The following is a 14,359-nucleotide window of genomic DNA, read 5'->3' on the forward strand; positions in this document are numbered from 1 at the left end:
ACCCTGCGCCATCTGCTCGCCCGGCTCAATATCTGCTCCAAGGAGAGCGTGGTCCGCCGCTACGACCACGAGGTCCAGGCCGGAACCATTGTCAAGCCCCTGGTCGGAGCAGTCAACGACGGGCCGGCGGATGCCGCCGTGATTCGCCCCCTGTATGACTCCTTCGAAGGGGCAGTGGTCGCGCACGGTATCTGCCCGCGGTTCAGCGACATCGACACCTTTCACATGACCGCCAACGCCATCGATGAGGCGCTGCGCAATTTTGTCGCAGTTGGCGGGAACATCGAGCATGTGGCGGGTCTCGACAATTTCTGCTGGTGCGATCCGGTCAAGAGCGACAAGACCCCCGATGGCGAATACAAGGCGGCCCAGTTGGTGCGGGCCAACCAGGCCCTCTACGAGTACTGCGTCGCCTTCGGCGTGCCGCTCATCTCGGGCAAGGACTCGATGAAGAACGACTACCAGATCGGCAACACCAAGATTTCGATTCCGCCGACCCTCCTCTTTTCGGTTCTCGGCAAGATCGACGATGTACGCCGGGCGGTAACCATGGATGTCAAGCGGCCCGGCGATCTCGTCTACCTCCTCGGTGTCACCCGCGAGGAACTGGGCGGTTCCGAGTACTACGCGCTGCTGGGGCATCTCGGCAAGAACGTGCCGCGGGTCGATGCAGCATCGGCGCTTGCCCGCTATCGAGCGCTCAACCGGGCACAGGCCGAGGGGGTGATCACCTCCTGCCACGACCTCTCCGACGGCGGCCTCGGTGTCGCCCTGGCGGAGATGGCCTTCGCCGGGGGCTTAGGCATCCACGCCGACCTGCGCCGAGTAACGACCGATGGCCCGCTGCGGGAGGATCACCTCCTCTTTTCCGAGACGGCCAGCCGCCTGCTGGTCACCGTCCGTCAAGAGCACCAAGAGCGTTTCGAAGCGATCTTCGCAGGCCTCGACCATTGCCGGATCGGCGAGGTCTGCGACGATACCGAGCTGCGCCTTACCGGTCTGGCCGGCGAGATTCTCGTCCGGACCTCCATTCACGAACTCAAGGAGGCGTGGCAGTCGCCTCTCCGGGAGCTGTAAAATCATGGCCAAGATAGTCAAAGCCATCGTCATCGCCGGCAACGGGACCAACTGTGAACGGGAAGTGGCCAACGCCTGCCGGCTGGGCGGCGCCGACGTCGCCGACATCGTCCACATTGCCGAGCTGCTGGCCGGCCGCGTCCAACTGGACAGTTATCATTTTCTCAATTTGGCAGGCGGTTTCCTCGACGGCGACGATCTCGGCAGCGCCAAGGCCGGCGCCAACCGCCTTCTGCACGCGCCGGTGCGCGGACGCGGCGAACACCTGATCGACCAGGTACGGCGGTTCATCGCCGAAGGCAAACTGGTGATGGGGGTCTGCAACGGTTTTCAGTTGATGGTCAAGATGGGGATGCTGCCAGCCTTGGGCGGCGATTACCGGCAGCAGAGCACGACCCTGACCTTCAACGACGGCGGCCGCTTCGAGGACCGCTGGGTCTATCTCAAGGCCGATCCCGCCTCGCCCTGCGTCTTCACCCGCGGCCTGAAAGGGCTCTATCTTCCCATCCGGCACGGCGAGGGGAAATTCGTCGCGGAAGCGGCGGCGGTTCTCGAGACCATCGAGGCGCGGCACCTGGCGGTTCTCAAATATTCCGACCCCGTTTTGCATGCCTCCACCATGGAGTACCCGTTCAACCCCAACGGCTCCCAGGCGGCCATTGCCGGCCTGTGCGACGAAACAGGGCGCATTTTCGGTCTCATGCCGCATCCTGAAGCCTACGTTCACCGTACCCACCATCCGCGCTGGACCCGGGAAGAGAATCTGCCGGAAGAAGGGATGGGGCTGTGGCTCTACCGGAATGCCGTCGATTTTATTCGGCGTGAATTGTAGGGCGGGTCTGCGCCCCGCCCGGAGCGGACAGGTCCGAGACCTGCCCCAACACCCCCCGCTGGCATCCCCGGGGGGTATCTTTTTGACGGTGGTCTGTGCTATATTGCCACTGGTCCGGAACGGACGGTCCGTTCGCAAGTGTCTGATTCATCGGGTAAAAATTCCTTAACGCAGAGGATCACTCGATTTCATGTTCGACAAACTCCATGAAGAATGCGGGGTCTTCGGGATATACGGTCATCCCGAGGCAGCCAACCTGACCTACCTGGGGCTCTATGCCCTGCAACACCGCGGCCAGGAGAGCTGCGGCATCGTCGCCTCCGACGGCGAACGCCTGCGGGCCCACAAGGGGATGGGGCTGGTTGCCGACGTATTCAAGCACGATTCGGTCTTCGAGAAACTGCCGGGACGCAGCGCCATCGGGCATGTCCGCTATTCCACCGCCGGCGGCAACGACTTCAAGAACTGCCAGCCGATCATGGTCGACTACGTGCGCGGGTCGATCGCCATCGCCCATAACGGCAACCTGGTCAACGCCCAGGAGCTTCGCAACGACCTGGAGCATCGCGGTTCGATCTTCTCCACCACCGCCGATACCGAGGTCATAATTCATCTGCTGGCCCGCGCTCCGAGCGACTCCCTCCCGGATCGCGTGACCGAGGCCCTGCAGGCGATCAAGGGCGCCTACAGCCTGGTCTTTCTCACCGAAACCCGGCTGGTGGCGGTACGCGACCCCAACGGCTTTCGCCCCCTGGCTCTCGGCAAACTCGACGGCGCCTATGTGGTCGCTTCGGAAACCTGCGCCTTCGATCTCATCGAGGCCGAGTTCATCCGCGAGATCGAACCCGGCGAGATGATCCTCATCGACAAGAACGGCATCAAATCGTTTCACCCCTTCGGCAAGGTGAACCCTTCTCCCTGCATCTTCGAATACATCTACTTCGCCCGCCCCGACAGCACCGTCTACGGTCGCGAGGTCTACGGCGTGCGCAAGGAATTCGGCCGGCAGTTGGCCCGGGAGCATGCGGTGGAAGCCGACGTGGTCATTCCCATCCCCGACTCCGGGGTGCCGTCCGCTGTCGGCTATGCCGAAGAGTCCGGAATCCCCTTCCAGCTAGGTCTGATCCGCAACCACTATGTCGGCCGGACTTTCATCGAGCCGCAGCAGTCGATTCGCCACTTCGGGGTCAAACTAAAGCTCAATCCGGTGCGCGAAGAGATCGAAGGGAAGCGGGTGGTCGTCATCGACGACTCGATTGTCCGCGGCACGACCGCCCGCAAGATCATCAAGATGATCCGCAACGCCGGCGCCCGGGAGATTCACGTGCGCATCTCCAGTCCGCCCACTAGCTTCCCCTGCTATTACGGCATCGATACCCCGACCCGCAAGGAGCTGATCTCTTCCTCGCATACCATCGAAGAGATCAACCGCTACATCACGTCCGACAGTCTGGGCTACCTTTCCCGCGAGGGGATGCTGCATGCGGCCGGAGTTGCCGAAGGGAGCGCCAGACATTTCTGCGACGCCTGTTTCAGCGGTTACTACCCGGTGAAGTTTCCACGACTGAAGGACGACAGCCAGTTGGGACTTTTTTAACCTGGTTGATGCATGGATCGTAGGGGCGCCCCTTGCGGGTGCCCTTGATTCTGGGCAGGCGCAAGGCCTGCCCCTACAATATGTAATGGGAGGATTTTTATGACTGTACAGGAGAGAGATGAACTGATGCGAATCGTCCGCGAACTGTCGTACGAGGAGCGCGAGGTGACCCTGGCATCGGGGCGAAAGAGCAACTTTTACTTCGATGGCAAGCAAACCTGCCTGCATGCCAGGGGTGGCCTGCTGGTCGGCAAGGCGTTCTGGCAAGAGGTGAAGCAGTTCGCCGGGTCAGTCCACGGCGTCGGTGGTCTGACGCTGGGCGCCGATCCCATCGCCACTGCCACCTCCATTGCCGCGGCGCTGGAAGGGCAGGGCGTGCATGCCTTCATCATCCGCAAGGAACCGAAGGGACACGGCACCGGTCAGTGGCTGGAGGGACGCAAGAACCTTCCCCCCGGCTCGCGGGTGGTGATCGTCGAGGATGTCACCACCACCGGCGGCTCGTCGATGAAGGCGGTCGAGCGTGCCCGCGAGGAAGGTCTCGAAGTTGTCGGGATCGTCACCCTGGTCGATCGGGAAGAGGGTGCCCGGGAGGCTATCGAGGCTGTCGGCCTCCCCCTGCGGGCCGTTTTTACCCGAACCCAGGTGGTGGGAAAATAGGGTTAACGCAGGAATATGAAGCAAAAAAGGGCGCCGTCAGGTGCCCTTTTTTGTTCTTCAGGAGTGAACAGTTATTTCTCCTCCGGTATCTTGAACACCTCCAGCACGCCCGGCAGGGTGCGCAATTCGTCGCGATTGACGGCGGCGGTGTCGCCGATGACGCCGATAATGACCCGGTTGGCGCCGGTCGACTGGTGAAAATCGTAATCGCGGTCGATCAGGTACTGCTTGACCCCCTGCAGCTGCGTATCGGTGGCACTCTTCTTCATCACTACGAGCATCGTCGTTATTCCCCTTTTGTCCGAATTCTCTCCAGTCTCCTGCTTTCGTCGATCACGCGCTCAAACAGGCGGACAATGGCGTTGTCCTCCAGTGGGCCTGGGTTGGCGGCCTGCATCCGGTCGAAGATCCTCCTTTCCCGATCGGGGTCGTAGACGGGAAGGCCCTTCTGTTTCTTGATTTCGCCAATTTGCAGGGCCAGGGCGGCGCGCTCGTTGAAGATTCGCAGCAGCTCGCTGTCGAGCCGGTCGATTTCCTTGCGGATATGATCGATATCCAAAGTTCGCTCCCTGTTTTCGTCTGTTAGAATTCCTTGCGAATCAAGGTGTCCCGCTTCCAGTGCACATCATCGGTCTGCGGAAAGTCGATGTTGTAATGCAGGCCCCGGCTCTCCTGCCGCTCGAGGGCACAGCGGACGATGAGTTCGGCGACGGTGGCGATATTGCGCAGCTCGATCATATCGGAGGTGATGTAGAAATCCCAGTAGTAATCGGTGATCTCCTCCTGGATCATCTGGATGCGGCGCAGTGCCCGCACCAGGCGCTTGTTCGAACGGACGATGCCGACGTAATTCCACATGCAGAGACGGATCTCGTGCCAGTTGTGGGCGACCACCACCTCTTCGTCGCTGTTGGTGGCGCTGCCGCTGTCCCAGGGCTGGATCGGCGGGAAGGCGGCAGGCGGCTCGGTGAGCCGCAGCAGGGAACATTGCGCTGCGCGGTCAGCGAAAACGACCCCTTCGAGCAGGCTGTTGCTGGCCAGGCGATTGGCGCCATGCAGCCCGGTGCAGGAAGTTTCGCCGATGGCGAAAAGGTTGCGGATATCCGACTCACCGCTGGCGTCGACCTGGACGCCGCCGCACAGGTAGTGGGCAGCGGGCACGACCGGAATCGGCTCCCGGGTCATGTCGATGCCGAAGGAGAGACAGGTTTCGTAGATATTGGGAAAGCGCTCCCGGATGTAATCGGCCCCGCGGTGGGTGATGTCGAGAAAGACGCAGTCGTCGCCGTGGACCTTCATCTCGTTGTCGATGGCGCGGGCGACTATGTCCCGCGGCGCGAGATCTTTGAGCTCGTGATATTGCTCCATGAAGGCGGTTCCGTCCCGTCGCCTGAGGACCGCCCCTTCGCCGCGCACCGCCTCGGAAATGAGAAACGATTTGGCCAGGGGATGAAACAGGGTGGTCGGATGGAACTGCATGAATTCCATGTTGGCGATGGTCGCTCCGGCCCGGTAGGCCATGGCGACGCCGTCCCCGGTGGCAACGTCGGGATTGCAGGTATAGAGATAGACCTTGCCGGCGCCGCCGGTAGCCAGAACGGTGGTCCGGGCGCCGAAGGCAATGACCTCCCGGTTGCGGATGTCGAGAACGTAAGCGCCCAGGCAGCGATTGGGCTTCAGGCGGCGATGGGTGACCTTGGCCTCGGTAATGAGGTCGATAGAGATATGCTGCTCGTAGACGGTGATGTTGGGGTGATTGCGCACGGCTGCCACCAGCGCCCGTTCGATCTCCTGGCCGGTGAGGTCTTTGGCATGGAGTATGCGTCTCTCGCTGTGTCCCCCTTCGCGGGTGAGGTCGTAGGTGTCATCGGCATTCTTGGTGAACTGCACTCCCCAGTCGATGAGGTCGTGAATCGCCTGCGGACCGCTTTCCACAACGAGCCGGACCACATCTTCATGAGAGAGGAAGGCACCGGCAACCATGGTGTCGCGAATGTGCGAGTCGAAGGAGTCCTCGGCGGATATGACCGAGGCGATGCCGCCCTGAGCCAGGTTGGTGGCGGTTTCCGAAATTTCCCGCTTGGTTACAATGGAGACGGTGCCGTGGTTGGCGACCTTGAGGGCGTAGGAAAGGCCGGCAATGCCACTGCCGATGACCAAAAAATCCGATGTAATTTTCATCTAGTAGCCTCGCAGGGCGCAATGTCCGGACTGGGTTTCGCCGGCGTAGAGGGAGATCCTCCCGCCGGTTTTCACCCCTCCGAGGGTCTCATTATCGATTCGCTGACCCCGGTTGTCAAGGTTTTTGCCTGGCTAAATGGGTTGAAATACAGTGGATTTTAAGCTATAGTCCAAAATGTTTACGAGAGGATGAAGCATGCCGAGCATCACCTTCCATGTCAGATCATCTCTTTTGGGGCTGATCCTGCTGCTCCTTCTCCCCCTCTCTGCTCAGGCGGACATCTATAAGTACGTCGACGCCAACGGCGTCGTTCATTTTACCAACACTCCCACCAGCAACCAGTACAAACTGTATCTCAAAGAGCGTCGTTCTCCCGTATCCGGGACCGTTTCCTCGGGCACCATCGGCCCGATCATCAGCCGGCAGGCTGCTGCATTTCGCCTCGACGAAGCGCTGGTGCGGGCGGTGATCAAGGCGGAGAGCGGCTACAACCCCCGGGCCGTATCCAAAAAGGGTGCACTGGGGCTTATGCAGCTGATGCCTGATACGGCCAGGCTGCTGAAGGTTCGCGATCCGCTCGATGCGGAGGAGAATGTCCGGGGCGGCAGCCGCTATCTGCGGCTCATGCTCGATGAGTTCAATGGCAATCTCGACCTTGCCCTGGCCGCCTATAACGCCGGTCCTAACGCGGTCCGTCGTCACGGCGGCATCCCGCCTTACGAAGAGACCCGCACCTACGTCAATCGCGTGAAGACATACATGCAGCACTACCGGCAGGGCAAGGACACCTGGCTATGAATTTTCGCACGGGGTTGCTCAACCTGCCGAACCTCCTGACCCTGGCGCGAATAGCCGCAATCCCGGCGGTAGTGATCCTCCTGCTTTACGACACTCGCACCACCAGCTTCATTGCCGCCGCCGTTTTCGGCGCTGCGGCCATCACCGACTGGCTGGACGGTTGGCTGGCACGCAAGTGGCAAGTCGTCACGGTGCTGGGCAAGTTTCTCGACCCGCTGGCCGACAAGCTCATCGTCATGGCGGCACTGATCATGCTCATTCCCCATGGACGAGTGCAGGCCTGGGCCGTTTTTCTCATTCTTGCCCGGGAAATGGTTGTTACCGGTCTGCGTTCCATCGCTTCGTCCGAAGGTGTAGTCATCTCTGCCAGCGACCTGGGCAAATACAAGACGATTTTCCAGATGACCGCCATCCCCGGACTGCTTCTGCACTATGATTATTACTGGTTGTTCGGCCTGCGCTGGGAACTTTTCCATGTCAACATGCACAACTTCGGTATTTTCTATTTTTACGTCGCCTTCTTCATGACCATGTGGTCGGGTGGCGATTATCTCTTTAAATTCTTTAAGGTTATTGCCAGATAAAGGTTTCCGCGGGCTGTCATTTTTTACCGAATTTTTTATTGACTTGGGAAAAGCCTTTTGTTATACATAAGCCCGCTCGCGACAGCGGGCTCCAAAGTGAGCGGGAATAACTCAGTGGTAGAGTGCAACCTTGCCAAGGTTGAAGTCGCGGGTTCGAATCCCGTTTCCCGCTCCAGAAAAGCACAGACCCCAGGATCACCGGTCCTGGGGTTTTTTGCTGTCTGCATCGCCCCGAATCAGGGGCAGGGAACCGCTCGAAAATGAATGCCGATACCCGTTTTTTCGCCACTGTTCCGCGACGGATGGAGCACCTGCTGGTCGAGGAGTTGCGTCGGCTCGCCGCCGTGGAGATCCAGGAGAGTCGCTCCGGCGTCTATTTCGCCGGTGGCCTTGAAACGGCGCTGCGGGTCTGTCTCTGGTCGCGCCTGGCGAGCCGGGTCTTGCTTCCGCTGGCCGAGTTTCCCGCCGCCACTCCTGAGGCGCTCTATGCCGGAGCTGCGGCCATCGCCTGGGAGGAGCATCTGGCGCCGCAGGGAACACTGGCGGTCGATTGTACCCTGACGGCTTCGCGCCTCAACCATTCCCATTATGCGGCACTCAAGGTCAAGGATGCCGTTGTCGATCGCTTTCGCAACCGCTGCGGTATCCGTCCTTCGGTCGCCGTGGAACGCCCGGACCTGCGGATCAACGTGCACGTCCACCGCGATGTGGCGACGATCAGCCTCGATCTCTCCGGCGAGAGCCTGCATCGCCGCGGATACCGGGAGGAGGGAGGGGCGGCGCCGCTGAAGGAGAATCTGGCGGCCGCCATCCTGCTCAAGGCCGGCTGGCTTGAAACGGCGCAGAAAAACGGCGTCCTGGTCGACCCGATGTGCGGCTCCGGGACCCTGCCGATCGAGGCGGCTCTCATGGCCGCCGACATCGCCCCGGGTTTGCTGCGCCCCTACTTCGGCTTTTCGGGCTGGCTGGGGAATGACCCCCGGCTCTGGCGGCGACTGGTCACCGAGGCCGAGACGCGGCGACTGACCGGGCTGGCGCGGATCCCCCTCATCGTCGGCTACGATGCCAACCCGGCGGCTGTTCGTGTCGCCTGGGCCAACCTCGAGCGGGCCGGATTGGCGGGGCGGGTCCATTTTGAACGCCGCGACGTCGCTGAACTTTCGCCGCCGTCCGCCGGCGGAGAGCGGGGCGGTCTGGTGGTCGTCAACCCGCCCTACGGCGAGCGCCTCGGCGAGGTGGAGGAACTGCATGGCCTTTACCGTACTCTGGGTGAACGGCTGAAAAGTCACTTTTCTGGTTGGAACGCCGCCGTATTCACCGGCAACCCCGAGCTCGGCAGAGATCTCGGGCTGCGTGCCCGGCGGCTGCATACGCTCTTTAACGGGGCACTGGAATGCCGCCTGTTGCAGTTCGAAGTGGCACCGGAATGGTTTGCCGCCCTGCCGGAGGAGCACCGCAACAGGACCCATGCTGTCGCTCCCGCCAGTCTCGGGGAAGGAGCGGAGATGTTTGCCAACCGGTTGCGCAAGAATCTGCGCAATCTAGGGCGCTGGGCGCGGCAGAACGGCATCACCTGTTACCGGCTTTACGATGCCGATTTGCCGGAGTATGCCGTCGCTGTCGACCTCTATGAACGGTGGGTGCACGTCCAGGAGTATGAAGCTCCCGCCACCATCGATCCGCAGAAGGCCGGGAGCCGCCTGCGCGACGTGCTGGCGGTGCTGCCGGCGGTCCTGGAAGTTCCTGCCGAGAGCGTCTTCCTGAAGGTACGGCGCCGGCAGAAGGGGACGGCCCAGTACCAGAAATTCGACCGCCGCGGCGAGTTCCACGAAGTTCACGAGGAGGATTGCCGGTTCCTGGTCAACTTCAGCGATTACCTCGACACCGGCCTTTTCCTCGACCACCGTCCGACCCGGCAGTTGCTGCGGGAGTTGGCGCCCGGGAAGCATTTCCTCAATCTTTTCGCCTACACCGGGGCGGCCACGGTGTATGCCGCCGCAGGCGGGGCTCGCGCTACCACCACCGTTGATCTGTCGCAGGTTTACCTTGACTGGGCGCAGCGCAACCTGGCGTTGAATGGATTCTCCGGGGCGCAGCACGAGTTTGTCCGCGCCGACTGTCTGGAGTGGCTGCAGCGGGAGCGCCGCCGGTTCGATCTCATTTTTCTCGACCCGCCGACCTTTTCCACCTCCAAGCGCATGGAAGCCACCTTCGACGTGCAGCGCGATCACGTCCCGCTGTTGCGGGCGGCCGCCGGCCTGCTCGCCCCCGGCGGCGTACTGATCTTTTCAAACAATAACCGCCGTTTCAGGATGGACTGCGATTCGCTTCCGGCACTGCGGATCGAGGAGATTACCCGGCAGACCATCCCTCGGGACTTCGAGCGCAACCCGCGCATTCACAACTGCTGGCGAATCACTCTCAGGCAGTAGGTTTGGAGAGCTTCTAAGTTGACAATCCTGCGCCCTGGAAGTATTTAGAGGCGGGAAGCCTTTTCAACCCGGTGTTTTTCTCGGTCGAGAGGCGAAACTTTGAGAAGGTCTGCGAGAGCGCACTGAAGGAAGCCGGAGCCTGTGACAGAGACCCTTGAGCGCCGGACGATAACGAATTGGCCGGAAATCACCATTGTCGTTGCCATGACCCGGCAGCGGGTCATCGGCCGAAAGGGGCGGCTTCCCTGGCATATCCCCGAGGATTTGCGGCTGTTCAGGGAACTGACCACGGGGCAGACCGTCATCATGGGGCGAGAGACTTTCGCCTCGATCGGCCACCCCTTGCCGGAGCGCCGCAATATCGTCGTCACCCGGACGCTCCGGGAGATTGCCGGAGCGGAGGTCTGTCAGAGCTTTTCAGAAGCTCTGAAAAAGCGCACCGCCGACGGTAAAAAGATTTTTGTCATCGGCGGCAGGACGATCTATCGCCACGCTCTGCCGGTTGCCGATGCCATGGTGGTCTCATGGATCCGGGAAGATTATGCCGGAGACACCTTTTTCCCCGAAGCTGACCTGGAGGCCTGGTCGGTGGAGAAGGTCGAAGAGCATGTGGCATTCACGCGGGTCTGGTACAAAAAGGGAAACCCTGGTCCGGACCGTTGCATTGCCTCTGGTGAGCGAAGGAGAGATCCATGGGCGACCTGACTTTGACCTGCCCGCATTGCGGTTTTGCCAGGACGATGCCGGCAGAGAAGGTGCCCGAGCGCCCCGTCCGGGTAACCTGTCCGAAGTGCCGGGAAAGCTTCGCTTTCCGCAAACCCGCGGTCGTCCCGATCTCCCCGAAAGCTGACAGTCCTTCCTCCGTGCCGCCTTCGGCAGTTGATGCCCCTGCGCCGGAACCGTCGACGACCGGCCGGCTGCGGGGCATCGGTGAGCTGTTCAAGGATGCCTGGGAGATCTACGTCCGCCGGGTCGGCGTGCTGATGGGGCTCTATCTTCTCGCCCTCCTGTTTCTGCTGCTCCCGGTCGGCCTCTTTGCCCTCCTCGGGGTCTCAGTCTCTCTGGTGATGCCCGATCTCGGGACGCCTCTGCTCGCGGCCGGCATCCTGACCGGCCTTCTTCTCGGGTGCGTTGCCCTGTTCTGGGGCCTGGCAGCCATGGTCTATGCCGTCGCCGATGAGAACCTCGATATCAAGACAGCTCTGCAGAGAAGCTGGAGCCGGATCTGGGCCTTTGCCTGGGTCTTTACTCTCACCGGTTTCATTGTCACCGGCGGCTTCCTGCTTCTGATCATCCCCGGGATCATTTTTTCCGTCTGGTTCTTCCTCTCCCAGTTCGTTCTCGCTGCCGAGGACGAGCGGGGCATGCGTGCCCTGCTCAAAAGCAAGGCTTACATGCAGGGGCGTTTTTTCGAGGTCTTTCTCCGCCTGTTCGTCGTCTGGATAGTGTCGGCGGTTATCGGCATGGTGCCGGTCCTCGGCGCCGTTCTCTCCCTTCTCTTCGTTCCCTTCATGCTGATTTGCGGTTGGCTGATCTACGATGATCTGCGGCGGGAAAGAGGGAGCTTTCCCTTTACCTGCTCGGCCGGCGACAAGATGATCTGGGTCGTGATCGGCGCTCTCGGTTTCCTGGTTGTCCCACTCTCTCTGCTGCTGCTGGGGATCGGCTGGCTGGGTCTTTCCCTTTCCGGCATCAACCTTCCCTGGCGGTGGTTCGGGTACTAGGCGAACGCCACTACTCTGACCGGCAGAAGGAGCGGGACCCAACGACAAGAGCCGCCTTCTGTCTGGAAGGCGGCTCTCATGCTTCGCCTGCTGTCCGCCGCTCATCAGTCTCTGTCGTTGCTAGCGCCGCTCTCACGAGAAAGATTGAAGGGGTCATACAGCCAGGGTGCCACCCGGTAATGGACGCTGGGGTCGTAGTTGTCCTTGTGCCAGTAATATTCCTCTACCGTTTTGATTTCAATGATATTACTGGTGGACCAGTTGCCCCGGACCTCGCTTCCCTGCTCGTTGGTCCAGGTGGTTGTCGACGCTTTTTTGTCGGTCTCCGCAAGGCCGACACCGGCAGTGACAAGCATCGTCAGCAGAATAGCCATGATGGTGAATAATCGTGACATTTTCTTCCTCCTTTCATCGATTGCGAGGAAGTCCCTGTAAAATCATTATATAACGTTTCTTCACCAGCCGTCATTTCGTGGCCGCGAACGGGAGTTGAGACGGTTCTGTGGAATGCTTCCCGGCGGAAGGTCGTTGCCGATCCCGGGACAGAGGGAGCTGCATGCAGGAGGCTGCTTGGTCTCGCCGGTTGGCTCAGGAAGCCAGATGGCGCACGAACCAGTCCCGGGCCAGTTCCGCCGCCTTCTCCAGCGCCCCCGGTTCCTCGAAGAGGTGGGTGGCACCGGGGACGATGGCCAGTTCCTTCACCGAGGTCAGGCGGGCCAGGGCCTGCCGATTCAGCTCGAGCACCCCGGCGTCCCGCTCGCCGACAATCAGCAGGGTGGGGGAGACCACTTCTGCCAGGAAAGGCGTGGCCAGGTCCGGCCGGCCGCCGCGGGAGACTACCGCGGCGATGGCGCCGCCGACTTCGGCAGCTCCCTGCAACGCCGCCGCCGCGCCGGTGCTGGAGCCGAAATAGCCCAGCGCCATGCCCGCCCCCTCCGGCCGGGCCGTCAGCCAGCGGGTGACTGCTGCCAGGCGGCGGGCCAGGAGATCGATGTTGAAGCGGTTGGCGTAGTCGGCATCCTCCTCCCTGGTCAAAAGGTCGAAGAGCAGAGTGCCGAGCCCGCCCTGCTGCAGGAAGCGGGCGACGAAGGTGTTGCGCGGGCTCAGCCGGCTCGAGCCGCTGCCGTGGGCAAACAGGATAACTCCTTTGGCCTTCTCCGGCAGGCCCAGAAGCCCCTCGAGGGTGATCGGGCCGATCTCGATTCGCACGGTTTGCTCCATGCTCTCCCCCTTTCCGTCCTTCCATTTCCGCTCTGGCCGCCGTCATCGCGATGGACAGCCGCCCCTGTTCCAGCCTAACAGCCGCACCGGCTGCGTCAAGGCGGGAGACCGCTTGAGATTACCCTCTGCGAACGGCACGGCAGCGCGAAAAACTGAATTGGAGGGAGGGCCTGTCCATGCCGCTCGCCACTTTTCTCCTTGACACCCCGGTAGTGATTTGATATCACTACCGAGCCTTAAACGCCGCCTTCGGCGTCGTATCGGGGCCCCGTCGCCAAGTGGTAAGGCAGAGGTCTGCAAAACCTCCATCACCAGTTCGAATCTGGTCGGGGCCTCCAAAAAGAAACCAAGCCAGCCCCTTGCGGCTGGCTTTTTTTGCTTCTGCGGCCATGCACCCCTTCTCCCTGCCCATTCTGATCCTTTTCGTTCTGGTCGGCTCCCTGGCAGGTTTTCTGGCTGGCCTCATGGGGATCGGCGGTGGGATCATTCTCATTCCCCTGTTCCTATGGTCCTTCAAGGTAGCGGGATTTTCTCCCGACATCATCGTTCATGCCGCTTTCGGGACGAGTCTCGCGATTATCATTCCCACCGCTGTCAGCAGCACTTTGGGACACCGCAAACGTGGCAATGTCGAGTGGCGGCAGGTCTCACTCATGGCTTGTGGCGGCGTTTTCGGGGTCCTGGCCGGCTCGTCCCTGGCGGCAGGGTTGCCGGGCGACGTGCTCAAGGGGCTGTTCGGCCTGATGCAGATCGGTTCGGGGCTGAAGATGTTTCGCCACCAATCCCATCTGCCGCCTGAGGAAGTTGTCGGCATCCCGACCCGCTGGCTGTTATTGACCGGTTTTGTCGTCGGTACCTTTTCCGCCTTCTTCGGCGTCGGCGGCGGGATTGTGGCGGTCCCCATGATGGTCATCCTGCTGCGCCAGCCGATCCACCTTGCAGTGGGGAACTCCAGCGCCCTGATGGTCATCTCCGCCATCGCCGGATCAATCTCCTATGTTGTCCACGGCTGGAGGCTGCCGCAGCTTCCCCCGTTCTCCCTCGGCTATGTGAACCAGTTGGTAGCCGTCATTATCGCTCCCCTGACCATCGTTTTCGCCCGTTTGGGGGTGCGGCTTGCCTCCCGCACCGACCATGCTAAGCTGATGAAGACGTTCGCCGGCTTCCTGATCTGCACCGGCGCCTACATGGCCCTGGGACTGTTCTTCCGCTGAAACAGCCAAGGCGGAGGCCACCCGCGATTTTTCGGAGG

At 61.4% G+C, this 14,359-nt stretch carries 15 protein-coding genes and 2 tRNA genes; 12 read left to right on the plus strand and 5 right to left on the minus strand.

Features of this window, described 5'->3' with window-relative positions:
* The 4 genes from VD811_07050 to pyrE form a co-directional block, all read left to right on the plus strand.
* Positions 1-1,077, plus strand: a 1,077-nt coding sequence (locus tag VD811_07050) for an AIR synthase-related protein (GenBank protein ID HXV20729.1), incomplete at its 5' end; no start/stop codon positions are given.
* Between the two features lie 4 nt (positions 1,078-1,081).
* A complete protein-coding gene (locus VD811_07055) occupies positions 1,082-1,909 on the plus strand; it encodes a phosphoribosylformylglycinamidine synthase subunit PurQ (GenBank protein ID HXV20730.1) in 828 nt (275 codons plus the stop codon).
* Positions 1,910-2,099: 190 nt separating this feature from the next.
* Positions 2,100-3,506, plus strand: coding sequence for an amidophosphoribosyltransferase (gene purF, locus VD811_07060; GenBank protein HXV20731.1), 1,407 nt, complete (start codon positions 2,100-2,102; stop codon positions 3,504-3,506).
* Between the two features lie 99 nt (positions 3,507-3,605).
* A complete protein-coding gene (gene pyrE, locus VD811_07065) occupies positions 3,606-4,166 on the plus strand; it encodes an orotate phosphoribosyltransferase (protein ID HXV20732.1) in 561 nt (186 codons plus the stop codon).
* A 71-nt stretch (positions 4,167-4,237) separates the two neighbouring features.
* Here pyrE and VD811_07070 read toward each other — a convergent pair whose 3' ends face one another.
* The 3 genes from VD811_07070 to nadB are packed head-to-tail and all read right to left on the minus strand — an operon-like array spanning position 4,238 to position 6,347.
* Positions 4,238-4,447, minus strand: coding sequence for a hypothetical protein (locus VD811_07070; protein HXV20733.1), 210 nt, complete (start codon positions 4,445-4,447; stop codon positions 4,238-4,240).
* A gap of 5 nt (positions 4,448-4,452) precedes the next feature.
* Entirely contained in the window at positions 4,453-4,725 is a 273-nt protein-coding gene (pheA, locus tag VD811_07075; GenBank protein HXV20734.1) for a chorismate mutase, read from the minus strand.
* Between the two features lie 23 nt (positions 4,726-4,748).
* A complete protein-coding gene (nadB, locus tag VD811_07080) occupies positions 4,749-6,347 on the minus strand; it encodes an L-aspartate oxidase (protein ID HXV20735.1) in 1,599 nt (532 codons plus the stop codon).
* 196 nt (positions 6,348-6,543) lie between these two features.
* Here nadB and VD811_07085 point away from each other — a divergent pair, with 196 nt between their 5' ends.
* The 6 genes from VD811_07085 to VD811_07110 all read left to right on the plus strand — a co-directional run bounded on the left by VD811_07085 (position 6,544) and on the right by VD811_07110 (position 11,886).
* Positions 6,544-7,146 (plus strand): lytic transglycosylase domain-containing protein, encoded by a 603-nt coding sequence (locus tag VD811_07085; GenBank protein ID HXV20736.1) that lies wholly within the window; start codon positions 6,544-6,546, stop codon positions 7,144-7,146.
* Entirely contained in the window at positions 7,143-7,730 is a 588-nt protein-coding gene (pgsA, locus tag VD811_07090) for a CDP-diacylglycerol--glycerol-3-phosphate 3-phosphatidyltransferase (protein HXV20737.1), read from the plus strand. Before VD811_07085 ends, pgsA begins: the two co-directional genes overlap by 4 nt.
* A 100-nt stretch (positions 7,731-7,830) precedes the next feature.
* A tRNA-Gly gene (locus tag VD811_07095) sits at positions 7,831-7,905 on the plus strand.
* A gap of 85 nt (positions 7,906-7,990) precedes the next feature.
* On the plus strand, positions 7,991-10,162 hold the full coding sequence (rlmKL, locus tag VD811_07100) for a bifunctional 23S rRNA (guanine(2069)-N(7))-methyltransferase RlmK/23S rRNA (guanine(2445)-N(2))-methyltransferase RlmL (GenBank protein ID HXV20738.1): 2,172 nt from the start codon (positions 7,991-7,993) through the stop codon (positions 10,160-10,162).
* Positions 10,163-10,303: 141 nt separating this feature from the next.
* The gene (locus VD811_07105; GenBank protein HXV20739.1) at positions 10,304-10,867 is read left to right on the plus strand and encodes a dihydrofolate reductase; all 564 of its coding nucleotides are present in this window, start codon (positions 10,304-10,306) and stop codon (positions 10,865-10,867) included.
* Positions 10,855-11,886, plus strand: coding sequence for a zinc-ribbon domain-containing protein (locus VD811_07110; GenBank protein ID HXV20740.1), 1,032 nt, complete (start codon positions 10,855-10,857; stop codon positions 11,884-11,886). The genes VD811_07105 and VD811_07110 overlap by 13 nt, the downstream gene beginning before the upstream one ends.
* A gap of 104 nt (positions 11,887-11,990) precedes the next feature.
* Here VD811_07110 and VD811_07115 read toward each other — a convergent pair whose 3' ends face one another.
* Together VD811_07115 and VD811_07120 are read right to left on the minus strand one after the other, a co-directional pair.
* Positions 11,991-12,281 (minus strand): hypothetical protein, encoded by a 291-nt coding sequence (locus VD811_07115; GenBank protein HXV20741.1) that lies wholly within the window; start codon positions 12,279-12,281, stop codon positions 11,991-11,993.
* A 193-nt stretch (positions 12,282-12,474) separates the two neighbouring features.
* Positions 12,475-13,107, minus strand: coding sequence for a dienelactone hydrolase family protein (locus tag VD811_07120; GenBank protein HXV20742.1), 633 nt, complete (start codon positions 13,105-13,107; stop codon positions 12,475-12,477).
* A gap of 264 nt (positions 13,108-13,371) precedes the next feature.
* Here VD811_07120 and VD811_07125 point away from each other — a divergent pair.
* Together VD811_07125 and VD811_07130 are read left to right on the plus strand one after the other, a co-directional pair.
* Positions 13,372-13,445, plus strand: a tRNA-Cys gene (locus VD811_07125).
* Between the two features lie 21 nt (positions 13,446-13,466).
* On the plus strand, positions 13,467-14,321 hold the full coding sequence (locus tag VD811_07130) for a sulfite exporter TauE/SafE family protein (GenBank protein ID HXV20743.1): 855 nt from the start codon (positions 13,467-13,469) through the stop codon (positions 14,319-14,321).
* The last annotated feature ends 38 nt before the right edge of the window (positions 14,322-14,359 follow it).

The organism is Desulfuromonadales bacterium (assembly GCA_035620395.1).
Taxonomy (GTDB): Bacteria; Desulfobacterota; Desulfuromonadia; order Desulfuromonadales; family DASPGW01; genus DASPGW01.